The organism is Pseudomonas sp. LY-1 (assembly GCF_053502595.1).
The window spans coordinates 1,606,876-1,629,709 of record NZ_CP094353.1; the positions used below are offsets into that span (position 1 = coordinate 1,606,876).

At 60.5% G+C, this 22,834-nt stretch carries 31 protein-coding genes; 23 read left to right on the forward strand and 8 right to left on the reverse strand.

The window, feature by feature from the left end; genetic code table 11:
• From MOQ67_RS07240 to recX, 19 genes are all read left to right on the forward strand, one after another.
• Window positions 1–333, forward strand: coding sequence for a phage baseplate protein (locus MOQ67_RS07240; protein ID WP_017844644.1), 333 nt, complete (start codon window positions 1–3; stop codon window positions 331–333).
• Window positions 330–1,325, forward strand: coding sequence for a baseplate J/gp47 family protein (locus MOQ67_RS07245; RefSeq protein ID WP_198717855.1), 996 nt, complete (start codon window positions 330–332; stop codon window positions 1,323–1,325). The genes MOQ67_RS07240 and MOQ67_RS07245 overlap by 4 nt, the downstream gene beginning before the upstream one ends.
• Entirely contained in the window at window positions 1,322–1,951 is a 630-nt protein-coding gene (locus MOQ67_RS07250; RefSeq protein ID WP_169883788.1) for a phage tail protein I, read from the forward strand. Before MOQ67_RS07245 ends, MOQ67_RS07250 begins: the two co-directional genes overlap by 4 nt.
• Complete coding sequence (locus MOQ67_RS07255; protein ID WP_102617350.1) at window positions 1,952–3,439, forward strand: phage tail-collar fiber domain-containing protein; 1,488 nt, start codon at window positions 1,952–1,954, stop codon at window positions 3,437–3,439.
• 9 nt (window positions 3,440–3,448) lie between these two features.
• The gene (locus MOQ67_RS07260) at window positions 3,449–3,877 is read left to right on the forward strand and encodes a hypothetical protein (protein WP_017844648.1); all 429 of its coding nucleotides are present in this window, start codon (window positions 3,449–3,451) and stop codon (window positions 3,875–3,877) included.
• Between the two features lie 86 nt (window positions 3,878–3,963).
• Window positions 3,964–4,137, forward strand: a complete 174-nt coding sequence (locus tag MOQ67_RS07265; protein WP_017844649.1) for a hypothetical protein — start codon at window positions 3,964–3,966, stop codon at window positions 4,135–4,137.
• Between the two features lie 2 nt (window positions 4,138–4,139).
• Complete coding sequence (locus MOQ67_RS07270) at window positions 4,140–5,306, forward strand: phage tail protein (protein ID WP_198717854.1); 1,167 nt, start codon at window positions 4,140–4,142, stop codon at window positions 5,304–5,306.
• On the forward strand, window positions 5,306–5,812 hold the full coding sequence (locus tag MOQ67_RS07275) for a phage major tail tube protein (protein ID WP_017844651.1): 507 nt from the start codon (window positions 5,306–5,308) through the stop codon (window positions 5,810–5,812). The genes MOQ67_RS07270 and MOQ67_RS07275 overlap by 1 nt, the downstream gene beginning before the upstream one ends.
• 51 nt (window positions 5,813–5,863) lie before the next feature.
• Complete coding sequence (locus tag MOQ67_RS07280) at window positions 5,864–6,436, forward strand: phage tail assembly protein (RefSeq protein WP_046384528.1); 573 nt, start codon at window positions 5,864–5,866, stop codon at window positions 6,434–6,436.
• Entirely contained in the window at window positions 6,433–6,558 is a 126-nt protein-coding gene (locus MOQ67_RS07285; RefSeq protein ID WP_017844653.1) for a hypothetical protein, read from the forward strand. The genes MOQ67_RS07280 and MOQ67_RS07285 overlap by 4 nt, the downstream gene beginning before the upstream one ends.
• Window positions 6,559–6,564: 6 nt before the next feature.
• Window positions 6,565–7,770, forward strand: a complete 1,206-nt coding sequence (locus tag MOQ67_RS07290; protein WP_198731675.1) for a hypothetical protein — start codon at window positions 6,565–6,567, stop codon at window positions 7,768–7,770.
• A complete protein-coding gene (locus tag MOQ67_RS07295; RefSeq protein WP_102617353.1) occupies window positions 7,770–8,153 on the forward strand; it encodes a phage tail protein in 384 nt (127 codons plus the stop codon). Before MOQ67_RS07290 ends, MOQ67_RS07295 begins: the two co-directional genes overlap by 1 nt.
• The gene (locus MOQ67_RS07300; RefSeq protein WP_017844656.1) at window positions 8,146–8,358 is read left to right on the forward strand and encodes a tail protein X; all 213 of its coding nucleotides are present in this window, start codon (window positions 8,146–8,148) and stop codon (window positions 8,356–8,358) included. The genes MOQ67_RS07295 and MOQ67_RS07300 overlap by 8 nt, the downstream gene beginning before the upstream one ends.
• 12 nt (window positions 8,359–8,370) lie before the next feature.
• Entirely contained in the window at window positions 8,371–9,381 is a 1,011-nt protein-coding gene (locus MOQ67_RS07305) for a contractile injection system protein, VgrG/Pvc8 family (protein ID WP_198717852.1), read from the forward strand.
• Between the two features lie 22 nt (window positions 9,382–9,403).
• Window positions 9,404–9,961 carry a glycoside hydrolase family 19 protein gene (locus tag MOQ67_RS07310; protein WP_017844658.1) on the forward strand — a complete coding sequence of 186 codons (558 nt, stop codon included), beginning with the start codon at window positions 9,404–9,406 and terminating at the stop codon, window positions 9,959–9,961.
• Window positions 9,949–10,449 carry a lysis system i-spanin subunit Rz gene (locus MOQ67_RS07315; RefSeq protein ID WP_198717851.1) on the forward strand — a complete coding sequence of 167 codons (501 nt, stop codon included), beginning with the start codon at window positions 9,949–9,951 and terminating at the stop codon, window positions 10,447–10,449. The genes MOQ67_RS07310 and MOQ67_RS07315 overlap by 13 nt, the downstream gene beginning before the upstream one ends.
• Before the next feature lie 81 nt (window positions 10,450–10,530).
• Window positions 10,531–11,031 (forward strand): CinA family protein, encoded by a 501-nt coding sequence (locus MOQ67_RS07320; RefSeq protein WP_017844660.1) that lies wholly within the window; start codon window positions 10,531–10,533, stop codon window positions 11,029–11,031.
• Window positions 11,032–11,114: 83 nt separating this feature from the next.
• Entirely contained in the window at window positions 11,115–12,173 is a 1,059-nt protein-coding gene (gene recA / locus MOQ67_RS07325) for a recombinase RecA (RefSeq protein WP_017844661.1), read from the forward strand.
• An 8-nt stretch (window positions 12,174–12,181) separates the two neighbouring features.
• Entirely contained in the window at window positions 12,182–12,649 is a 468-nt protein-coding gene (recX, locus tag MOQ67_RS07330) for a recombination regulator RecX (RefSeq protein ID WP_017844662.1), read from the forward strand.
• Between the two features lie 60 nt (window positions 12,650–12,709).
• Here the strand turns inward: recX and MOQ67_RS07335 are convergent, their stop codons facing one another.
• Complete coding sequence (locus tag MOQ67_RS07335) at window positions 12,710–13,822, reverse strand: LOG family protein (RefSeq protein ID WP_198717850.1); 1,113 nt, start codon at window positions 13,820–13,822, stop codon at window positions 12,710–12,712.
• A 379-nt stretch (window positions 13,823–14,201) separates the two neighbouring features.
• On the reverse strand, window positions 14,202–14,642 hold the full coding sequence (locus MOQ67_RS07340) for a PA3611 family quorum-sensing-regulated virulence factor (RefSeq protein ID WP_046384507.1): 441 nt from the start codon (window positions 14,640–14,642) through the stop codon (window positions 14,202–14,204).
• Between the two features lie 198 nt (window positions 14,643–14,840).
• On the opposite strand from MOQ67_RS07340, the gene MOQ67_RS07345 reads away from it, so the two are divergent.
• From MOQ67_RS07345 to MOQ67_RS07355, 3 genes are all read left to right on the forward strand, one after another.
• The gene (locus tag MOQ67_RS07345) at window positions 14,841–15,560 is read left to right on the forward strand and encodes a tRNA-uridine aminocarboxypropyltransferase (RefSeq protein WP_026139758.1); all 720 of its coding nucleotides are present in this window, start codon (window positions 14,841–14,843) and stop codon (window positions 15,558–15,560) included.
• A 252-nt stretch (window positions 15,561–15,812) separates the two neighbouring features.
• Complete coding sequence (gene erdR / locus MOQ67_RS07350; RefSeq protein WP_046384506.1) at window positions 15,813–16,463, forward strand: response regulator transcription factor ErdR; 651 nt, start codon at window positions 15,813–15,815, stop codon at window positions 16,461–16,463.
• Between the two features lie 75 nt (window positions 16,464–16,538).
• Window positions 16,539–16,901 carry a diacylglycerol kinase gene (locus tag MOQ67_RS07355; protein WP_017137081.1) on the forward strand — a complete coding sequence of 121 codons (363 nt, stop codon included), beginning with the start codon at window positions 16,539–16,541 and terminating at the stop codon, window positions 16,899–16,901.
• 3 nt (window positions 16,902–16,904) lie between these two features.
• Here MOQ67_RS07355 and MOQ67_RS07360 read toward each other — a convergent pair whose 3' ends face one another.
• The gene (locus MOQ67_RS07360) at window positions 16,905–17,831 is read right to left on the reverse strand and encodes a LysR family transcriptional regulator (protein WP_198717849.1); all 927 of its coding nucleotides are present in this window, start codon (window positions 17,829–17,831) and stop codon (window positions 16,905–16,907) included.
• Between the two features lie 125 nt (window positions 17,832–17,956).
• Here MOQ67_RS07360 and fpr point away from each other — a divergent pair, with 125 nt between their 5' ends.
• Window positions 17,957–18,736 carry a ferredoxin-NADP reductase gene (gene fpr / locus MOQ67_RS07365; RefSeq protein ID WP_017844669.1) on the forward strand — a complete coding sequence of 260 codons (780 nt, stop codon included), beginning with the start codon at window positions 17,957–17,959 and terminating at the stop codon, window positions 18,734–18,736.
• 117 nt (window positions 18,737–18,853) lie between these two features.
• Here the strand turns inward: fpr and tsaA are convergent, their stop codons facing one another.
• From tsaA to rimO, 5 genes are all read right to left on the reverse strand, one after another.
• Entirely contained in the window at window positions 18,854–19,549 is a 696-nt protein-coding gene (tsaA, locus tag MOQ67_RS07370) for a tRNA (N6-threonylcarbamoyladenosine(37)-N6)-methyltransferase TrmO (protein ID WP_128191528.1), read from the reverse strand.
• A 3-nt stretch (window positions 19,550–19,552) separates the two neighbouring features.
• Window positions 19,553–20,014: a YehS family protein gene (locus MOQ67_RS07375; RefSeq protein WP_017844671.1), complete on the reverse strand. Its 462-nt coding sequence runs from the start codon at window positions 20,012–20,014 to the stop codon at window positions 19,553–19,555.
• A gap of 68 nt (window positions 20,015–20,082) precedes the next feature.
• Window positions 20,083–20,793: an rRNA pseudouridine synthase gene (locus MOQ67_RS07380; RefSeq protein ID WP_017844672.1), complete on the reverse strand. Its 711-nt coding sequence runs from the start codon at window positions 20,791–20,793 to the stop codon at window positions 20,083–20,085.
• Window positions 20,794–20,864: 71 nt separating this feature from the next.
• Window positions 20,865–21,338, reverse strand: coding sequence for a GNAT family N-acetyltransferase (locus MOQ67_RS07385; protein WP_046384503.1), 474 nt, complete (start codon window positions 21,336–21,338; stop codon window positions 20,865–20,867).
• Between the two features lie 115 nt (window positions 21,339–21,453).
• Entirely contained in the window at window positions 21,454–22,794 is a 1,341-nt protein-coding gene (gene rimO / locus MOQ67_RS07390; RefSeq protein ID WP_046384502.1) for a 30S ribosomal protein S12 methylthiotransferase RimO, read from the reverse strand.
• Window positions 22,795–22,834: the final 40 nt, after the last annotated feature.

A 22,834-nucleotide genomic window follows, 5' to 3' on the forward strand; every position in this document is an offset into this window, starting at 1 on the left:
ATGATCGGAATCGATAGGAATACCGGGGCAGCGGTCGATGACTGGCTGCAATTCGTACAGCGTGCCACCCGAGCGCTGACCACCCCCGTGGGCACTCGCCAGAAGCGCCCGTTGTACGGCTCGCTGATCCCCCAACTGCTCGGGCAGAACCTCGGCGACGACCTCTTGATCCTCGCCCAAAGCCACGCCGCCAAAGCGTTCTACAACGTCGAGAACGGCATCGCCGACTTTCAACCCCAGGTCATCGTCGCCAGTCGCCAGGGCGCCGGTCTGTTGCTGCGGTTTGCCGGCACGTGGAAAAACCGCCAACAATCCTTCGAGGTCATGACATGAGCATGCTGATCCCTGGCCAGAACCAACTGGCGGAGCCGGCCATCATTGCCGTCGACGCGTTCGAGCCGTTGCTGGCGCAATTCAAGGCGTTCGTCATCGACTACGTCGCCGCCCGCGCGCCACAAAGTGCCGCCAAACTCGAGGTCAGCCTCGATAACGAAAGCGAACTGCTGAGCCTGGCCCTGGAAGCGTTTTGCGTGCGTCTGCAAACCCACGAACGCCAGTACAACGCACGCATCAAGCAGATGCTGGCGTGGTGGGCCACCGGCAGTAACCTCGACGCACGCCTGGCCGATATGGGCCTGGAGCGCCAGGTGCTGGACCCCGGCGACCCGGCGGCCTTCCCGCCGGTGCCGCCGACATTGGAAAGCGACGACGACGCACGCTTGCGCTATTACTTGGCGCCCCACGCGCCGGCGGCGGGTTCTCGCATGCAGTATCGCCGCGAGGTGTTCACCCTCGGCGAACGACCTGCGGTTAACGTAGAAAGCGCGACACCGGGTGTGGTCACGGTCACCTATACCTTCGACCCGGATGGTTATGCGGCTCAGGTCAAGGATGGCAGCGGCCGACGCACCGCCCCCGGTGAGGTGATGGTGACGGTGCTGTCCAGGGACGGCGATGGAACCGCTTCCGCCGATTTGCTTGACGGCGTGCGCAGACATTTCGCACGCCCCGATGTACGGCCGGAAACTGATCTCGTCACTGTCCAAAGTGCGCAGATCCAACGCTACAAGATTCGCGTGGTGGCCAAGATCAACGCCGGCCCGGACTCGGGCCTGACCCAAGTGGCCGCGCAACGCTTGCTGCAAACCTACGCCGAATCCTGTCACCGCCTGGAAGGGCGCGTCGACCCGAGCTGGATCGACTACGCCATCCACAGCGCCGGAGCGGCGCAGCTGCAAATCCTCGAACCGCTGGCACCGATCGTCTGCTCGGCGTTCCAGGCGCCGTATTGCACGGGTGTCGAGGTGGAGGTACGCACGCTATGAGTGAGCCCAAACCGAGTCTGTTGCCCGCCAATAGCTCACCGCTGGAAAAAGCGTTGGACCTGGGGTTTGGCAGGTTGCTCGAGCGGATCATGCCGCCGTTTCCCCAACTGATGGACCCGGATCGCACGCCAGCGGCGTTCTTGCCCTACCTAGCGGCGGACCGCGCGGTGAACGAATGGAGCACAACCGCTCCGGAGGCCGAGAAGCGCCTGACCATCAAACTCGCGTGGCCCACGGCCCGCCACGCCGGCACCCGGCAGGCGCTGGAAAACGCCACCAAGGGCCTGCAACTCAGCCCCGAAGTGTGGGCCTGGTACGAACTGAATCCACTGGGCGCGCCCTACAGCTTCGCCGTCAGGGCCTGGACCGAATTGCCCTATAGCGAAACCATCGACGCTCGACTCGACCGCCGCCTGGCCGATGCCAAAAGCGAGCGCGACATCTTGTCGATCTCATTGGGTTTGAGCGCCTCCGGCCGCCACAGCATCGGCGCCGCCACGCTATGCGGCGAACTCACCACGATTTACCCCAACGTGTTGGCAGGGATCGAGGTCTCAGGGCGCACCTTTAGGGCGGCCGGTCTCTACACCGTCGAAACCACCACCCTTTACCCACAGGAGCACTAAATGGCTGACTATTACACCCTGCTCACCAACGCGGGAATCGCCTACGAAACCGCCTGCAAGGCCGCCGGCGCACCGATCAAGCTAGCGCAGATATCCGTCGGCGACGGCAACGGCGCGGTATATAGCCCTGATGCCAGCGCCAAGGCGCTGAAACGCGAAGTCTGGCGTGGGCCTTTGAACGCCTTGTTTCAAGATGAAAAAAACTCCAACTGGCTGATGGCCGAAGTCACCATCCCTTCGGATGTTGGCGGGTGGTATGTGCGAGAGGCCGGGCTGTGGACGGATACCGGGATCTTGTATGCGATCGTTAAATATCCGGAGTCATACAAGCCGGTGTTGGCGACGTCGGGGTCTGGGAAAGAATTTTATATTCGCTCGATTTTCGAAACGAGTAATGCCTCGATTGTGACGTTGTTGATTGATGACTCGGTGGTAAAGGCTACTCGGGCTTGGGTGATGGATTACCTCAGTGAACAGCTGGCCAAAGGGACGTATTCCAAGGCTGACGTTGAGGCAATGATTGCCAAGGCTTCGACGTTGCCTGTGGGATCCATGCTGGCTTTCCCTGTCGACAAGATCCCGCCGGGCTTTCTGGAGCTTGACGGTAGTGTTAAGAGTGCTGCAGCTTACCCTGATTTGGCAAAACTCCTTGCAGGGGCTTTCAACAAGGGAGATGAAGGGGCTGGGAATTTTCGGCTGCCGGAGTCGCGTGGCGAGTTTCTCCGAGGATGGGATCACGGTCGAGGAGTTGACCCCTCACGTTCGCTAGGAAGTAATCAGCGGGGATCGTTAGTGGTCGCTGATCTTCCCTCCAGCGGGCAAGGGGTTACTTCGCATGCGCCCACAGCGTCGCAAGGTGCCGCTGATTACGGGTTGGATTCCTCTACGATAGGTGCTTGGCCCGGTGTGAAGGTCGTATTGACGGCGGATACACCCCCTGTAGTTCCGGGCGACGCTACTTGGATGGTAGGCACTTCAAGGCCACGAAATTTGGCGGTGATTTGGTGTGTCAAAGCCTGGAGCGCGACGATCAATCAGGGGAACATTGATATTGCGGCTCTGGCGGCAATGGCTGCTCAGGCAACCGAGATCAATCAAGGCACGGCAAAGGTCGCCACCGCCGCGCAAATGCTCGATAGCGCAAATGATCTGGTAGTGGTTACACCGAAAAAGCTGCGTCTGGGTTTTGCCGCAAGTTTTACCCCAATTGGCTATTTCGTTTTGCCCAGTTGGCTGGGCGGGATGGTTATTCAATGGGGGGCCGTTGAATATCAGACATCTGGCGATAGCTTGCTGCCCATCTCATTTCCCATTGAGTTCCCAAATTCTGTGCTCTACGCCGACTGGACTGTTGAGAGCGACATTTTGAGCTCAGTCATCGGGTCTTATGTATACCAAGTCACAAAAAAAGGCATGTCCTTGACGTGCGATAAACAAGTTACATCTACGGCCACCGTCGTTGCGCGCTGGTTTGCTTTTGGCAGATAAGGAGGTTTTATGCGTTTCTATAGTCGGTCGACAGGCTGCACGTATCTGCCTGCGATACATGGCGAGAATATTCCGGATGATGCAGTAGAAGTTTCGGATGAGGTTTTTCTACGAGTTATTGCAAATCCAGAGCGAGGCAAAGTTCGGACGCACGATGACGCGGGGCAGCCTTATTTGATTGATGTCCCGGTCGTTGAGATCGATCTTCAAGCTGCAGAGCGCATGTGGCGAGACACTGAAATTGAAAGTGTTAAATGGCTGCGTGAGCGTCATGGTGATCAACTTGAAATCGGTGTTGAAACAACGCTGAAGGATGAGCAGTTTTCTGAATTGCTGCTGTTCGTGCAATCTCTACGCAACTGGCCACAGTCGCCGGAATTCCCGGATAACGAGCGTCGGCCAGTAGCGCCGCTCTGGGTTGCCGAACAAACCAAATAAACGCCCCACACTGTCGGGGCGTTTTCTTTCCCGACCTGAATCCCCCGCCGCCATGAGCGGCTTTTTTGTGCATGGAAATCCTACATATGCCCACTCGCCAAACCTACACCGTCCTAATCCCATTCCCCACCGGCGCCGGCCATTGGTCCACCGCCGGCCAGGAACTGGAACTGCTGGACGTCGAAGCATCCGCCCTGCGCACCGCCGGCCGCTTGGAACTGACCAGCGTCCTCAATACCACCCCCAAGAAGGCTGAATAATCATGGCTGAGGTTTTGAACTTCGAGCACAACGGCATCACTGTGAACGCAACTGAGTCCCCCGAGGCCATGGGCGGCCTTGGCGACAACGTCATCGGCCTGGTCGGCACCGCGCCGAATGCCCACGCGTCGATCCCGAAAAACGCCCCGTTCCGCATCAACAGCTTCACCACCCAGGCGCTGCTGGACCCTACCGGCAGTGAGGCGGGCACGCTGTTTCAGGCGGTGTACCAGATCCTCAAAGTGGTCAAGGTACCGGTCTACGTGGTGATCGTGGAGGAGGGCGCAACCCCGGCTGACACGATCAACCATGTGATCGGCGGTAACGAACCGGTCACCGGGCGCAAACTTGGCCTGGCGGCCCTGAGCAGTGTGCCGGAAGACCTGACCATCATCGGCGCCCCAGGCTTCACCGGCACCAAGGCCGTGGCGAGCGAGTTCGCCGCCTTCGGCAAGCGCATCAAGGCCCGTGTGGTGCTGGATGGCAAGGACGCCTCTGTTGCCGATCAGGTGACCTACAGCGGCGAACTGGGCGGTGCCGATCTCGGTTTCGACCGCTGCCTGCTGGTACACAACATGCCGTCGGTGTACTCCAAGGCCGCGAAGAAGAACGTGTTTCTTTCGCCGTCGTCCCTGGCCATCGCTGCACTGGCCAGGGTCAAGCAGTGGGAAAGCCCGGGTAATCAGGTGACCTTCGCCGAGGACGTTTCCCGCGTGGTCGAGTACAACATTCTCGACACGTCCACCGAAGGCGACCTGCTCAACCGCTACGGCGTGAGCTACTACGCCCGCACCATCCTCGGCGGTTTTTCGCTGCTGGGTAACCGCTCCATCACCGGCAAGTTCATCAGCTACGTCGGCCTGGAAGACGCCATCAGCCGCAAGCTGGTCAAGGCCGGCCAGAAGGCCATGGCCAAGAACCTCACCAAGTCCTTCATGGACCAGGAGGTCAAGCGCATCAACGATTGGCTGCAAACCCTGGTCGCCGACGAAACCATCCCCGGTGGCAGTGTGTACCTGCACCCGGAGTTGAACAGTGTCGAGAAGTACAAGAACGGCACCTGGTTCATCGTTATCGACTACGGCCGCTATGCGCCCAATGAACACATGATTTATCAACTCAACGCCCGCGATGAAATCATCGAGCAGTTCCTGGAGGACGTTCTCTAATGTTTACCAACCGAGTCAGACAGGCCATTGCGGCCACCCTCCAAGGCCTGCCGCTGTCCGCGACCGTGGAAGAGTTCACCCCGCCGAAGATCGAGTTCGACATGGAGTCCATGTCCGGCGGGCGCTTCATTGCCGAGGAAATGGCCAAGAGCGGCAAAGTGCTCAACGCCAAGCTGATCCTGCAAGGCGCCGGCCCGGAAATCATGCTGGCCCTGGGCGTGCGGATGGGGGACGACATTCTGCTGAACGTGCGTGAAGCCGGCCAGGACCAGGACGGCAAGACCTACTTCACCTACCACACCGTGGGCGGCAAGCTCAAATCCCTGGAGGAGGCAAAGCTGAAGATGGGCGAGAAGGCCACCACCACGCTGGAGCTGTCCTGCCGCACCTATAACCGCCTGGAAAACGGCATTTCGGTGATCGACATCGACGTGCGTACCCAGAAGTTCGTCCTCAACGGCGTCGATATTCTGGGCGACGCCCGCCGCGCGGTGTTGATGCCGTAACCCCTCGGGGGCGGGCTCGCTCGCCCCCATACTTGATCAAGGAATTGCCCCATGGCCTGGATGCCACCGCTGCACCTCCTGCTGGCCCCGATCACCGCCGACACCGGCGCGACGATCGAGCAGGTGCAACTCAAACCGCTGTACTACGCCGCGCAAAAAGACGCGCTGGCCCGGGCCGGTGATGACGAGGACGATCAGTTCTTCGAACTGGCGAAACTCGCCACCGGCCTGTCGGAAAAAGAGCTCGACCAACTCAAGCGCCCGGACTACGTGAGCATCGCCCAATACGTACATGAGATGTCGACGCGCCCGGCGTCATTCTTCCTGCAAGCGCCCGAAGCTGCGACCCACGACCAGCCCGTCCACCTGCTGTTGCCCCTCGACGCGGCCGGCCGCACCTGGACCGAACTGCCCCTGGAAATGCCCGCCCTGCGCGCGACCAAAGTGATGAAAAAACTCGCCACCAACAAAGAACGCGCCGAGTTCATCACCGCCCACTGCACTGGCCTGATGATCCCCGATCTGGCCGGCCTGACCGTGCCTGACTGGACGGAACTGCAGGAGCGCATCGATGATTTTTTAAACAAACCGGCGGACTTCTTTCGGAGCGCGACATCGAAGTGATCCTCGACGTGGTGCCGCTGATTTACTCGGTCAATGAAGCGGAAATTCTCGACTGGGACGCCGGAAAAGCACTGCGCCGCTACGACATCGCGATCACTCGCCTTGGCGTCAAACAGGAGTAGAGCGGGATGCAAGAGACTCAATACGAGATCAGGCTCGCCGAAGAAGACAAGCGCTGGATGACCTTTGCGGCCCTGTCCAACGAGGCGACACTCAACAGTGTGCTGAGCCCCCTTCCTGATAGTTTTGTCGGGCCTTCCAGCCTGGATGCCGAACCGCAGCCATCGTCGGAACTCGGCCTGGCGCTGGTCACGGTGAGCCTGGATATCAACGCCTTGACCCTTGAGCAAGTGCGGTTGCGCGAGACGTTGGAAACGCTCAACAGCACATTATTCATTACCAGTGATTCACTGGCGCTCAGGACGGTCGATAGCGCCTCGCAGGCGCAGAACAGTCAACCCAGGGAGCCGTCGCCGGCCGCAGACTCCTGGGTCGACAAAAGCCTGCAGTTCGGGGCCGATGCGGCGAAGACCATTGCCAAGGATGTGGGCTCGAGTTTGTGGGATACGGCCAAGAGCAGGGTCTCGGGCAAGGCCATCGATGCACTGGCGCAAAAGTTTCCCAAAGCCGGCAAGTGGCTTAAAGACGACAAAGACAAAGACAAAGACAAAGACAAAGACAAAGACAAAGACAAAGACAAAGACAAGGACTGCTGCTGCTGCAGCGGCGAGTCTCTTCGTGGCGCCGTTACCCCGAGCATCATCTTGCCGCCTGGCTATGAGCGTTCTGGCGGGAAAAAGACTTCCGCGAAAAAAAACGCCAAGTCGACGCGGTGGCGGGAGTTGCCCGTCCCCCGTGGCCTCGGCCCGTTGAAGTATGCCGACACCGCCATCAATGTGATCCAGGGTATACGCGATGGCGACGCAAAAGCAGTCACCACCGGCCTGTCTACGGCCGGCGGTGCCTGGGCCGGCGCCTCTGCCGGCGCGGCCATCGGCACCCTGGTTTTGCCTGGCATCGGCACGGCTGTAGGCGGCGCAATCGGCGGCTTGCTCGGCAGTGAAGCGGGCGCTTGGCTTGGGGACAAACTGTTCAGCCCCGCTGACCGCCTGCCCGCACCCAATGCCGTCAGCAAGGAACTCAACAGCGCACGCACGGACAACGTGCAAGTCACCCTGGCCCCCAGCATCCAGATCACCGGCGTCAACCCCGCCGATGCCCAGCAGGTGGTCAATCAGGTGATCCAGGCTCTGCAATTCCAATGCCTGCCGATGCTCTCCGACACCCTCGGGGTTCGGCGCAATGCGGCACTGGCCGATCCAGGAGGTGATTGATGCGACAACAGATGGTGCTGGGCGATTTCATTTTTGGGCTCGCCCGTGGGTTTGCCTATTCCTCGCTGACCCGTAACAGCGACGGCGGCTGGGCTGACCTGGCGATTATCGCGAGCAAACCGCAGTCGCGGCAGAACGGCCAGAAGCTGGAAAAACTCACCTTCAGCGGCACGGCGATGTACGGCGTGGGCATGCAACGCCTGGACGAGTTGCGCGCCCTGCAAAATCAACGCGTGCCGCTGCCTCTGGTGGATGGCATCGGCCGCAACTGGGGCCTGTGGCGGATCAATTCGGTGATGGAAACCCAAAGCAACGTGATCGATGACGGTACCGCCATGCTCATGACCTGGAGCCTTGAATTGGAGGAATTCATCAATGCGTAGAGTGCGAAGTATTGCCGGTGATTCGGTCAACCTGCTGCTCTACCGCGAGCTGGGGCGTTGCGATGATGCCGCAGAAGAAACCCTCTGGCGCTTGAACCCCACGCTCGCCGAATACGGCCCGGTGCTACCGGCTGGCGTGTGGGTGATCGTGCCCGAAATGGCTTCGCGGCCGGCGGCGTTGCGCCTCGTTTCGGCGTGGGATTAAGAAGGAGGCTACATGGCTCAGGGATTTACGCCCATTGTGGAGTTCTATGGCGCCAACGCGGCGCTGCTCAATCAACGTCTGATGCACTGGAGCCATACCGACGCGGCGGGCCTTGAGTCCGACCGCCTTGAACTGACGCTCAACATCGAGGGCCTGGAGGGCCTGCCCAGCCTGAGTGGCAAGATCGGTTTGCGCGTCGGTTATCAAGAGTCCGGCTTGGTGGAAAAAGGCGAATTTGTCATTACCCAGCGCACGCCGGTGCTGTTTCCCATGCGCTTGCTGATCGTCGCCACCGCGGCGCCATTCAGCGCGGGCGATGCCAGTGGTTACCGCCAGCGTCGATCCGCCAGTTATGGACCGATCAGCCTGGGCGCGCTGTTTCGCCAGCTGGTCAGCCGCCACGGCTATTCGCCGCGGGTGGCACCGGCGCTGGAGGGCATTGCGATTGCCCACATCGACCAATCCAATGAAAGCGACATGGCGTTCATCACCCGCCTTGCCAAACGTTATGGCGCCGTCACCAAACCGATCAACGAACTGTACGTGCTCGCCGAGGCCGGGCAGGTCAAGTCACTTTCCGGCCAGCAACTGCCGGACGTGACACTGTCGGTTACCGAGGACAATCGCCCCGGCGATCAAGCATTCATCACCGCCAAGCTCGACGAAACCTCGCGCGCCAAATACCAGGGCAGCCGCGTCACCTGGTGGGATGCCGCCGGGGGCAAGCAGCGGGTGGTTCAGGTCGGGGTTGCGCCCTTCAAGACCTTGCGCCAGCGCTGCCAGAACGAAGCCGAGGCGCGGGCGGTGGCTGAGGGTGAATTGCGCCGCGTGGGTCGTGAAGACCTCAAGCTGCAGATCGATTGTCCGGGGAACCCGCTGTTATCGGCCGAAGGGCTGTTGCTGCTGGATGACACCTGGCCTTCCTACATGCAGGGGCGCTGGTCGATCACCAAGGTGACGCATGTCGGCGACCCGGTGACGGGCTATCGCAGTTCGGTCACGGCCGGCGGGTTGTCGGCGTAGTACCTTTTACGGAGTAGGCACCATGCTGATAACACTGCCCCAGCTTCTTTACATCATGCCGGGCGCTCGCCTCAGCGCGGGCATTTTTCTATCCCCGTTAAATGCGGCATTCGCTCGCTACGCGATCGACAATCCGAAACGCCTCGCCGCCTGCCTCGCCCAGATCGGCCATGAATCCGGCGAATTGCGCTACGTCCGCGAACTTGGCAGCGATCAATACCTGAGCAAATACGACACCGGCCCCCTGGCCGTTCGCCTGGGTAACACCGCCGACGCGGATGGCGACGGCCAGAAGTACCGGGGCAGGGGGCTGATTCAGGTCACCGGGCGTCGTAACTATTTAATCTGCAGCCAAGCGCTGTTTGGCGATGAGCGCCTGCTCCTGCAACCGGAACTGTTGGAGCAGCCGCAATGGGCCGCCGAATCCGCCGCCTGGTTCTGGCACAGCAACGGCCTGAACGAACTGGCGGACAACGACCAGTTCACCACCATCACCCGACGCATCAACGGCGGTCTCAACGGCCTGGAGGAGCGTTTGCGCTTGTGGACGCGTGCGAAGGCGGTGCTATGCGTTTCCTAGCGGCCTGGCGCCTGATCGGCGTGTGCCTGTTGAGCGCGCTCGTGTGGCAGGTGCAAGCCTGGCGTTATGGCGCGCAGCTTGAGGCGCAATCGGCGGCCCAGGCGCAGGCGCTCAGCCAGCAAAGCCAGGTAGCTTTGCGCCAGCAACAGGCGCAGCAGGACAAACGGCTGGCGCTTGAGCAACAACTCAGCGCCATCGACCAACAACATGCTCGGGAGTTGAGCGATGCACAACGTCATCAGGCCGCTCTGCGCGATCGCCTGGCCACTGCTGATGTGCGGTTGTCAGTCCTTCTCGACGCCAGCGACAGCGCCAGTGGTTGCGCAATGCCTGCCGCCACCGCCGCCGGCGGCGTGGTTCATGCAGCCACGCGAGCCCGACTTGACCCGGCGCATGCTCAGCGAATTATCGCCATCACCGACGACGCGGATAACGCCGTGATCGCCTTGCGCGCCTGTCAGGCGTATGTGCGGGCCATCGTGCGTTAGTGTCTTGATGCACGCTGCAACTTGCATGGCCGATGGGCTCATGTAGGGTAGGCCAATGCCCGCTCATTCCAGGAGACCTCCGTGAAAGAAATCACCCAACTGGCCGCTGAACTGGGTCGACGTCTACAGGTGCTCAATGCCCACGTCACCACCGCCGAGTCCTGTACCGGCGGCGGCATCGCCGAAGCCATCACGCGCATACCGGGGAGTTCGGCGTGGTTCGAGGCGGGATATGTCACCTATTCCAACCGGCAGAAAACTCGGCAGCTGGATGTGCCGGAGGCACTGTTCGGCAAAGTGGGGGCGGTCAGCCGCGAGGTGGTGGAGGCCATGGTCAGGGGCGCCCAGGAAAAAAGCCTGGCGCGCTTTGCCGTGGCGGTCAGCGGCGTGGCCGGGCCCGATGGCGGCTCGCCGGAAAAACCGGTGGGCACGGTATGGCTGGCGTTCGGCGTGGGTGACGAGGTCACGGCCGAGCGCCAGCACTTCCCCGGCAACCGCGATGAGGTCCGCCGACAAACGGTAAAGGCCGCGCTAGAGGGCTTGTTGCGACGAGCTGCAGCAGAAATAGAAAATCAGGGGTAGGCGATCTCCGATCTTTGTGGAACAATACTGTCTACTTATACAGTTATTGGCCGTCAGGCCTTATTGATTACGTGAGGACTTTAATGGACGAGAACAAGAAGAAAGCCTTGGCTGCGGCCCTGGGTCAGATCGAACGTCAATTCGGCAAGGGTGCCGTAATGCGTATGGGCGATCACGACCGTCAGGCGATCCCGGCTATTTCCACTGGCTCTCTGGGTCTGGACATCGCGCTCGGCATTGGCGGCCTGCCAAAAGGCCGTATCGTTGAAATCTACGGTCCTGAATCTTCCGGTAAAACCACCCTGACGCTGTCGGTGATTGCCCAGGCGCAAAAGATGGGCGCGACCTGCGCGTTCGTCGACGCCGAGCACGCCCTGGACCCTGAATACGCCGGCAAGCTGGGCGTGAATGTTGACGACCTGCTGGTTTCCCAGCCGGACACCGGTGAGCAAGCCCTGGAAATCACCGACATGCTGGTGCGCTCCAACGCCATCGACGTGATCGTGGTCGACTCCGTGGCGGCCCTGGTGCCAAAAGCTGAAATCGAAGGCGAAATGGGCGACATGCACGTCGGCCTGCAGGCCCGTCTGATGTCCCAGGCGCTGCGTAAAATCACCGGTAACATCAAGAACGCCAACTGCCTGGTGATCTTCATCAACCAGATCCGGATGAAGATCGGCGTCATGTTCGGCAGCCCGGAAACCACCACCGGTGGTAACGCGCTGAAGTTCTACGCGTCGGTCCGTCTGGACATCCGCCGTACCGGCGCGGTGAAGGAAGGTGACGAGGTTGTCGGTAGCGAAACCCGCGTCAAAGTCGTTAAGAACAAAGTGGCCCCGCCATTCCGTCAGGCTGAGTTCCAGATTCTCTACGGCAAGGGTATCTACCTGAACGGCGAGATGATCGACCTGGGCGTGCTGCACGGTTTCGTCGAGAAATCCGGTGCCTGGTATGCCTACAACGGCAGCAAGATCGGTCAGGGCAAGGCCAACTCGGCCAAGTTCCTGGCGGACAACCCGGATGTCGCCGCCGCGCTTGAGAAGCAGATCCGCGACAAGCTGCTGACCCCCGCGCCGGACGTGAAAGCAGCAGCCAACCGTGCGCCGGTTGACGAAATGGAAGAAGTCGACACTGACGTCTGAAGCAAACGATGACCGTTGTGCTGGATACACTCGTCGCCGTTCGGCGCACTGCGATGGACCTGCTCGCGCGTCGCGAGCATGGTCGAGTCGAACTGACGCGTAAACTGCGTCAGCGCGGTGCGTCCGCCGAGATGATCGACACTGCCCTCGACCGGTTGACGGAAGAAGGGCTGTTGTCGGAAGCCCGTTACCTCGAAAGCTTTGTGTCCTACCGAGCGCGCTCCGGCTACGGCCCGGCGCGAATTCGTGAAGAGCTGAGCCAGCGCGGCCTGCAACGCGCCGACATCGACCTTGCCCTGCGCGAGTGCGGTATCAGCTGGCAGTCACAGCTGGAAGATACCTGGCGTCGCAAGTTTTCTGGGCATCTTCCGATTGATGCCAGGGAACGCGCGAAACAAGGGCGCTTCCTGAGTTATCGCGGGTTTTCGATGGAAATGATCAACCGGTTGTTCAGCGGTCGGGACATGGACGACTGAACAACGCAAAAAATAAAAGGCCCGCTATGAAAATAGCGGGCCTTTTTTTTTGCTCAAAAATCACGCCGGCTCCGGCGCTACCCGTTGTTGTGTCTTGCCCTGAGCCTGCGCCCAGTTCTCCGGCAAGTTGATGTAATCCACCAACTCCCGCAACCGGCCCTGATCACGCCCGTTGAAGTTGAACACCAGTCGCGTCAGATGACTGAACTGCGGCTCATCGTGCTCTTCTCCGGTGTAGGCGAGTTGCTGGAAGTCTCCACTCAGTCGCAGGCTGGCGAACTCTTTTTGCACCTGAGCCAGCGCCCGCTCACTGAGCGGATGATTCATGCGTATCACAAACTCACGCTTCAGCCAGCGGGTAGAGTGGAAGTTGGCATAGAACTGGTTGATCTCGTCCACCGCGTCTTCAGCGCTGTACACCAGGCGCATCAGCTTCAGGTCGGTAGGCAGCACATAGCGATTGGCTTCCAACTGGCTGCGGATAAAGTCCAGGGCGCCTTGCCAGAAACCGCCACCTGGTGCATCGAGTAACACCACCGGCACCAGTGGGCTCTTGCCGGTCTGGATCAGCGTCAACACTTCAAGCGCTTCATCCAGGGTGCCGAAACCGCCGGGGCACAACACCAGCGCATCGGCCTCCTTGACGAAGAACAGCTTGCGCGTAAAGAAGAAGTGGAACGACAGCAGGTTCTCGGTGCCGTCGATGGTCGGGTTGGCATGCTGTTCGAACGGCAGGGTAATGTTGAAGCCCAGGCTGTGCTCCAGGCCGGCACCTTCGTGGGCGGCGGCCATGATCCCGCCGCCGCCGCCGGTGATCACCATCAGATCGGAGCGCGCCAGTGCCGCGCCCACTTCCCGGGCCAGGGCATAGAGCGGGCTTTCCACCGGCGTGCGCGCCGAGCCGAATACCGTGACTTTGCGCCGCCCCTTGAACTGTTCCAGCACGCGGAAGGCGTGGTCCAGTTCGCGGATGGCTTGCAAGGTGATTTTGGCGTTCCAGCGGCTGCGGTCGTCCTGTGCCATGCGTAGCGCGGTGAGGATCATGTCGCGATAAAGGGGGATATTCGGGCTGTTGGGTGCGATCAACTGGAGTTGAGCTTCGACCTGCTGCGTGAGGTCGACCCCGTTTGCTTCAAAATGCTGGAGCAGGCGGTCATTCGGTTCGTAAGGCATTCAACTTCTCCTTCTTCACAGAGCCTGGGCGGGCGGCGAAATATTCGTCCGTGGCCACGACACTGCATGTGTCGCTGCATGCCCATGGCATTGCACGGTGTTCGCCAAGCGGCAAAGCGCGACTCTGTATGTTCCTTGTGATTTAAAAACCTTTGCACTGCACATGGCAGGAGGACAACTCTGTTTTGCCCTGAAAATGTTACAGAACAGCATGGGAACTGGGCTGAGCGGGTTGTGGGAATGAGACGATCATGGGCCGAAAAACCCTTGGCTGGCAACCGCTTATTGGTCTCACGTCACAGCGTGCAGCGTTCGGCGGCAAACACAAACGAGGGAATTGCGCGCCACTGGACAGCAGCGCGCGGGGGGCATGCGCGAGTTACTTTTTCTTCTTCGCCGCAGTCGGTGCCGGGCAGTCTGCTTCGACGAATTTCACCGAAGCCACCGGGCGGTTGGTCTTGTTTTCGGTGATCTCGTAGCGCATCACCGCGCCCTTGGCCATCAGCTCGCGGTAGCCGTGGTTCAGGCACACGCTTTGTCCGAGCTGGAAATACACCGCCTTGGGGTTGGCACGCATCTGTTCGGCACGATCGGGCAGCACGCTGAGGTGATCGATCAACTGCATGCCTTCAACGGTGTAGGCGACTTCCAGGGTTTTTTCATCGATTTCCCGGGGCAGGTCTTTGTTGCTTTCAGCCGCGACGCTTTGCAGCTTCTTGTTCATTTGGGCCTCCAGCAGCGAGGCCGCCTGGGCGCCAACAGGCAAGACCAGCGCGAGGGCGACGGATGGGGCGACAAGACGCAGCATGGAACGCAGCATGAAACTCTCCTGATTCGGTTACTGGTGCATAGACCAGCCACTGGGCTGTGCGTTCAGTGGCGCGCAATTATAGGTGAGCCCTGGCCGGTACAGCCAGGCGTATTGCTGGGAAGTGCGTGTGGCTCTGGTAAACTGCGGCCACTTAAGCCTTCCTCGAGTTCCCCCAGTGTCGATTTTCCTTTCCGTGCGGCGCATCCGATGAGCCACGCCGTCTCTCGTCTGCGTACCCAGCGCCTGGCGCGCGCCATCAGGCCTTTCGTCAATCGGGGGTCGCGTGCCGAGCGCTGCCCCGGCTGTCGGGTGATCCCCGCGTATTGCTTGTGTGCCTGGCGGCCCAAGGTCCAGGCCCGGTCTGCAATGTGCCTGTTGATGCACGACGTCGAACCGATGAAGCCCAGCAACACCGGCTGGCTGATCGCCGATGTGATTGACGACACCAGCGCGTTCGCCTGGTCACGCACCGAGGTCGACCCCGGGCTGCTCACTTTGCTGGCTGACCCGCAGTGGCAACCCTACATCGTGTTCCCCGGCGAATTCGTCGCGCCGGAACGGGTTGTCAGTGAGGTCAAGGTGGGGGAGGGCAAGCGCCCGCTGTTTATCCTGCTGGACGGCACGTGGAGCGAAGCGCGCAAGATGTTCCGCAAAAGTCCCTATTTGGAGCATTTGCCGGTCCTCAGCCTGGCCCCCGAGCAGTTGTCGCGCTACAAACTGCGTCGTTCCAAGCGGGATGATCATTTCTGCACCGCCGAAGTCGCCGCGCTGTGCCTGGAGCTGGCCGACGACGGCGCGGCCAGCGAAGTGCTGGACGCTTACCTCGACGTGTTCAGCACCCATTATCTGGCCGCCAAGTTCCAGTTACCGCTGGACTCGACGGATATCGTCCATACTCGTCTAGCGCCCTACATCCCGGCGGTATAACCAGACGACGTTTGCATGATGGCACCGTAAATCCGACAACCGCTAAACTGCCCATTGGCGTAGTGCTTGACCACCCAGGCTGCGCTGGGCATGCTGGGCGCCGATCAGGGCGCAACCGTGAATTTCCAACGTCGTTTCAGGTGCTTTTGACGTTGAGCATGCCCTGTGGTGATGGCTGCCTGGCCGTTACCTTGTGTATTGGCGAACCCTGAACCCATCAGGGCTGCCATAAAAAACAGGATCATTTAATCAATGGCCACATACGAAATCCTGATAGCTGATGACCACCCGCTGTTTCGCAATGCACTGCATCGGGCAGTAACGCTGGGCTTGGGCCCCGATGTCCGTCTGGTTGAAGTGGCCAGCATTGCCGAGCTGGAAACCTGCCTCACCGAAAAATCCGACTGGGACCTGGTGCTGCTCGACCTGAACATGCCTGGCGCCTACGGGTTTTCGGGGCTGGTGCTGTTGCGCGGGCAATACCCGCAGATTCCCGTGGTGATGGTCTCGGCTCAGGAAGAAGCCGATGTGGTGGTGCGCTCCAAGGAGTTTGGCGCCAGCGGTTTCATTCCCAAGTCGAGCTCCATGGAAGAGATCCAGAAAGCCGTGCGCGCGGTGCTGGAGGGCGATGTGTCCTGGCCGCCGCAAGCGTTTGAAGAGATCAACGTGTCCGACGAAGCCAAGGCTGCCCGCGATGGTCTGGCCAGCTTGACGCCCCAGCAGTTCCGGGTGCTCACCATGGTCTGCGAAGGCTTGTTGAACAAGCAGATCGCTTACGAGTTGAGCGTGTCGGAAGCGACCATCAAGGCCCATGTCACCGCGATCTTTCGCAAGCTGGGGGTGCGAACGCGAACCCAGGCGGCGTTGCTCTTGCAACAACTTGAGTCAATTTCGCAGCATTAAGCTATTGCCGATTCACGCTTTTTTGACTTCGCGTGATCTAGTTTTCCCACTTCTTTGGTTCAGTTGCCTACATTTATGTCGCCTTTCAAGGGTCAAACCGGTATCAAACGTATCTTCAACGCAGGGGGCTATTCCCTGGATGGCCTGCGCGCAGCCTTCACCGGTGAGGCGGCGTTCCGTCAGTTGGTGTTGCTGAACGTCATCCTGATCCCGCTGAGTTTTTTCCTGCATGTCAGCCGCGTCGAACGGGCGCTGTTGATCGCGGTGTGCCTGCTTGCGTTGATCGTCGAGTTGCTCAACTCGGCCGTGGAAGCGGCCATCGACCGCATTTCCCTGGACCGTCACCCACTGTCGAAAAACGCCAAGGACATGGGCAGCGCCGCGCAATTCGTGGCACTGACCATGATCACCCTGGTGTGGGCCGTGATCCTGATCTAAGCCTCAGGCAATGTTCGGCAGCACGATTTCGTCGCTGCGCTGAACCCCGGCGGTGAAGGCGCGGCACAGCTCGAGAAACTCGCGCATCGCCGAGGTCTGGTACTTCTGCTTGTGCCAGATGAAGTAGAACTGCCGGGCCAGGTCCAGGTCCGGGGTTTCTACCGGCACCAGGCTGCCGCGGCGGAAAGCATCGCGCAGCGCCAGCCGGGAAATGCAGCCAATCCCCAGCCCCGACTCCACCGCACGCTTGATCGCTTCGGTGTGTTCCAGCTCGAGGCGAACGTTCAGCGCGCTGCGATGATGGCGCATGGCCTGATCAAAGGTCAGGCGCGTGCCCGAGCCCTGTTCGCGCAGGATCCACGCTTCGTGGGTCAATTCTTCCATGCTGGCGACACCGCGCTGGGCCAGGTGATGCTGAGGCGCGCAAAATACCACCAGCTCATCTTCCACCCAGGTCTGCACTTCGATATCCGGGTGGCTGCAGTCGCCTTCGATTAGACCCAAGTCAATTTCATAATGCGCAACCTGGTGCACGATATGTGCAGTGTTCTGCACGTGCAGCTTCACCTGGCTCTCGGGGTGCTGCTGCATGAAGCTGCCGATCAGCAGCGTGGCCAGGTAATTGCCGATGGTCAGCGTGGCGCCGACGGCCAGTGAACCGAAGCCAGACTTGCCGTTGAGCAGGTCTTCGATCTCCTTGGCCTGGTCCAGCAGGGCTACCGCCTGGGGCAACAACTGACGGCCGAGGGCGTTGAGGCTCAGGCGTTTACCCGCCCGGTCGAATAACTGGCAGCTGGATTGACGCTCCAGCTCGGTGATTGAGGTGCTGGCGGCGGATTGAGATAAGGCCAGAAGGCCAGCAGCGCGTGAGACGCTTTCCTGCTGGGCGACGGCGACGAAGACTTGCAGCTGACGGAGAGTAAATCGCATATCGATATAACCGATAACCCTTATCTTAATAATCCAGTTAACAGATATTGTCGCCGCCATTAGAATGCTGTGCAATTGCGCACTTATCATTTTGGCGCAGACCCATCTCCAGGAGTCCCCCGTACATGAGCAACATGAACCACGAGCGTGTCCTCAGTGTTCATCACTGGAACGACACTCTGTTCAGCTTCAAGTGCACCCGCGATCCGGGCTTGCGCTTCGAGAACGGTCAGTTCGTGATGATCGGCCTGCAACAACCCAACGGCCGCCCGCTCATGCGCGCTTATTCGATTGCCAGCCCGAACTGGGAAGAGCATCTGGAGTTCTTCAGCATCAAGGTGCCTGATGGCCCGCTGACCTCCCAGTTGCAGCATCTGAAGGAAGGCGACGAGATCATCATCAGCAAAAAACCGACAGGCACCCTGGTGCTTGACGATTTGAAGCCGGGTAAACACCTGTACCTGCTCAGCACCGGTACCGGCCTTGCGCCATTTATGAGCGTGATCCAGGACCCGGAAACCTACGAGCGTTTCGAAAAAGTGATCCTGTGCCACGGCGTGCGTTACGTCAACGAAGTCGCCTACCGCGAATTCATCACCAAGCACCTGCCGCAGAATGAGTTCTTCGGCGAAGCCCTGCGTGAAAAGTTGATCTACTACCCCACCGTGACCCGCGAACCGTTCGAAAACCAAGGCCGTCTGACCGACCTGATGCGCAGTGGCAAGCTGTTCCGCGATATCGGCCTGCCACCGATCAACCCCCAGGACGACCGCGCCATGCTGTGCGGCAGCCCAAGCATGTTGGACGAGACCAGCGAAGTGTTGAACAGCTTCGGCCTGAAAGTTTCGCCACGCATGCGTGAGCCGGGTGACTACCTGATCGAACGCGCCTTCGTCGAGAAGTAAACGCGGTCAAAAAAATGTGGGAGGGAGCTTGCTCCCGATTGCTGAGTGTCAGTCAATGCATCCGGTGACTGACCCGCCGCTATCGGGAGCAAGCTCCCTCCCACATTGGTTTTTGGTTTATTTAGCTGCAATCACTTCCAGCACACAGATGACGCCCGCCTCGGGATAGTGCCAGCGCACATCCACGTCCCAGAACTGCGCGCCATATTCCCGCTCGGGCCCGGGCGTTTGATAGGCCGGCCGCGGGTCTTGCGCCAAACACTGTTCGATCAACGCCACCAGCGGTTCAGCAAGGCGCTGAGCGTGGTCTTGCGCCTGGTGCAGAGCCGTCTTCAGCCACTGCACGGGAATCAGTGGCGGCGTGCCATTGGCGATGCCGTTGGTGGCGTTGTCGACAATGTCGGCATACGGCACATACGGCTTGATATCCAGCACCGGCGTGCCATCGAGCAGATCGATCCCGGAGATCCATAACCGGCCCGGTTCGACCTTGTCCAGCTTCACCACCGACTGGCCAATCCCGTTGGGCCGATGGGTCGCACGGGTGGCAAACACGCCCATGGACTTATTGCCGCCCAGACGGGGCGGGCGCACTTTCAGGCGGGGTTTGTCTTCCAGGGCCTGGTGGAACAGAAACAGCAGCCACACATGGCTGACCTGCTCCAGGCCCTGCACCGCCTCGCCGTGGTCGAACGGCGCGACCAGCTCCAGCACGCCGCGGGCGGCAGGCGCCAGTTGCGGTTGGCGCGGGATGGCGAACTTCTCCTTGAAGCAGGAGCGCACGAAGCCGACGGGCGAGACCTGGTAACTCATGGCTTACGCGCGAACCCGCAGGGTCAGGCCCTTGAGGAAGTTGCGCAGCAACTGGTCGCCGCAGGTGCGGTAATTGGTGTGGCCGAACTTGCGGAACAGCGCGCTCAGCTCAGGCTTGGATACCGGGAACTCGGCAGCCTTGAGGATGGCGTGCATGTCGTCTTCCTTCAGTTCGAAGGCCACGCGCAGCTTCTTGAGGATGATGTTGTTGGTCACCGGGGTTTCGATCGGTTGCGGCGGACGGCTGTCGTCCTTGCCGCGCTTGAAAATCACCAGGCCGTCAAGAAAGTGCGCCATGACCTCGTCCGGGCAGAACACAAAGCCTTCTTCCTCGTCTTTCTTGAGGTAAGTCAGCAGGTCTTCCTTGGTCACGTCCATGCCGCCGAGTTTGATCAGCTCGACCATCTTGTTGTCGCTGATGTCGAGCATGTAGCGCACGCTGCGCAGTACGTCGTTGTGAATCATGGTGGGCAATCCTGGTTTTCAACGGTGGACACCACCCACGCAGGCGGTGTCGAAAAAGGGGGAGTGGCTCAGAACTTCTCTTTGCCGGACAGGTAACGCCATTGGCCGACCGGCACCTTGCCGATGGACACGCCGCCGATGCGGATACGACGGATGGCGATGACTTTCAAGCCGACAGCTTCGCAGAACAAGGCGATCACCCCCGGTTGCGGGTTTTTCATCGCAAAGCGCAGGCGGTTTTCGTTCTGCCAGCTGGCTTTCACCGGCGGCAGCTCTTTGCCTTTGTAGGTCAGGCCATGGTTGAGGCGGTTCAGGCCGTGAGCAACCATGTCACCTTCGACCTCCACCACGTATTCCTGCTCGATCTTGGCGGCATCGGCGGTCAGTTTGCGCAGAATCTTCCAATCCTGGGTGAACACCAGCAGGCCGCTGGCCTTGGCTTGCAGGTCAGCGCTGGCGGTCAGGCGCAGGAAGTGGCCCTTGAGCGGGCGCTTGCTGAAGCGGTGTTCTTCCGACAGCGTTTCGGCGCTGATCGACGCCATTGCCGTCTCGGCATCCACGCCCACTGGCGCGTGCAGCAGGATGGTCACAGGCTCTGGCGCGGTGGCCTTGGCCTCGGGGTCCAGTTCGACCTTCTGGGTGGTGACCTTGAACTGTGGCTCGTCGATCACTTCACCGTCCACCGAGACCCAGCCGCCTTCGATAAACAGCTCAGCCTCCCGACGGGAGCAACCGACCAGTTCGATAAGGCGTTTGGAGAGGCGTATGGGGTCAGTCATGACAAGGGCCGTAGCAAAAGGGGGCCGCTATTGTACCTGTGTGGGCGCGGTTAATCCCGGCCCCATTTCATTTAGCCCCGACGCGCCTCTTGCTGCACCTGGCGCAAACGCATGTGCAGCAGCGGATAAGGCTGCCCCAGGCCATCATGCTCCGTGCGGCCGATGACTTCAAAGCCTTGCTTGAAGTAAAAGCCCAGCGCCTGCGGGTTCTGTTCGTTGACGTCCAGCTCATCGGCGTTCATGCGCTCGATCGCGTAACGCAGCAATTGCCGGCCGAGGCCCTGGCCACGGTGCTGCGGGTCGATGAACAGCATCTCGACCTTGCCCGCGGCCACCCCGGCGAACCCGGTGATGCGCTGGCGCGTGTCCTTGGTGCAGATCAGCATCACCGCATCGAGGTAGCGGGTCAGCACCAGGTTTTTCAGCAGCGTGATGTAGCTGTCCGGCAGAAAGTCATGGGTGGCGCGCACCGACGCCTCCCAGATCCGCGCCAACTCGGCGTAGTCGCTGGTTTTTGGGGTGTGGATAACCGAATGCTGACGCATGCCCGCTGCCCTTTGTGGATGTTCGGTGTCGATGGGCAAAACGATAGACCTAAAAAAGCCCCGCATCTTGTCCAGAAGCAGGGCTTTTTCACTTTTTTATCCGCGCCTGATGCGATCAGTCGCGCTTTTCGGCCCACAGGTCGTATTCGTCGGCATCGGTCACGGTGCACCAGACCTTGTCACCCGGCTTCAAACCGCTGGCATCGTCGATAAATACGTTACCGTCGATTTCCGGGGCGTCGAAGAAGCAGCGGCCTACGGCGCCTTGCTCGTCGACTTCGTCGATCAGCACTTCGATTTCCTTGCCGATGCGCAGTTGCAGGCGCGCCGAGCTGATCGCCTGCTGGTGCGCCATGAAGCGCTCCCAACGGTCTTGCTTGACGTCATCCGGTACTACGGCCAGGTCCAGCAGGTTGGCCGGGGCGCCTTCGACCGGCGAGTACTGGAAGCAGCCGACGCGGTCCAGCTGGGCTTCGGTCAGCCAGTCGAGCAGGTACTGGAAGTCTTCTTCGGTTTCGCCCGGGAAGCCGACGATGAAGGTCGAACGGATGATCAGTTCCGGGCAGATCTCGCGCCAGTTCTTGATGCGCGCCAGGGTCTTGTCTTCGAAGGCCGGGCGTTTCATGGCCTTGAGCACTTTCGGGCTGGCGTGCTGGAACGGGATGTCCAGGTACGGCAGGATCTTGCCGGCGGCCATCAACGGGATCAGCTCGTCCACGTGCGGGTACGGGTACACGTAGTGCAGGCGCACCCACACGCCCAGGCTGCTCAAGGCTTCGCACAGCTCGGTCATGCGGGTTTTCACCGGCGCGCCGTTCCAGAAGCCGGTGCGGTATTTCACGTCGACGCCGTAGGCGCTGGTGTCCTGGGAGATCACCAGCAGTTCTTTAACGCCGGATTTGACCAGGCGCTGGGCTTCGTCCAGCACATCGCCCACCGGGCGGCTGACCAGCTTGCCGCGCATCGACGGGATGATGCAGAAGCTGCAACTGTGGTTGCAGCCTTCGGAAATCTTCAGGTACGCGTAGTGGCGCGGGGTCAGCTTGATGCCTTGCGGCGGCACCAGGTCGATCAGCGGGTTGTGGTCCTGGCGCGGCGGCACCACTTGATGCACGGCGTTGACCACCTGCTCGTACTGCTGCGGGCCGGTCACGGCCAGCACGCTCGGGTGTACGTTGCGGATATTGCCTTCTTCCACGCCCATGCAGCCGGTGACGATGACCTTGCCGTTTTCCTTGATAGCCTCGCCGATCACTTCCAGGGATTCCGCCTTGGCCGAGTCGATGAAGCCACAGGTGTTGACCACCACCACGTCCGCGTCCTGGTAAGTGGACACGACGTCATAACCTTCCATGCGCAGTTGCGTCAGGATGCGTTCGGAGTCGACCAGAGCCTTCGGGCAGCCCAGGGAAACAAAGCCGACCTTGGGGTTGGCTTTTGCGATGGTGGTGGACATGTCTAACCTCGGTATTGAATGACGCCGCCAGTCGGGCACG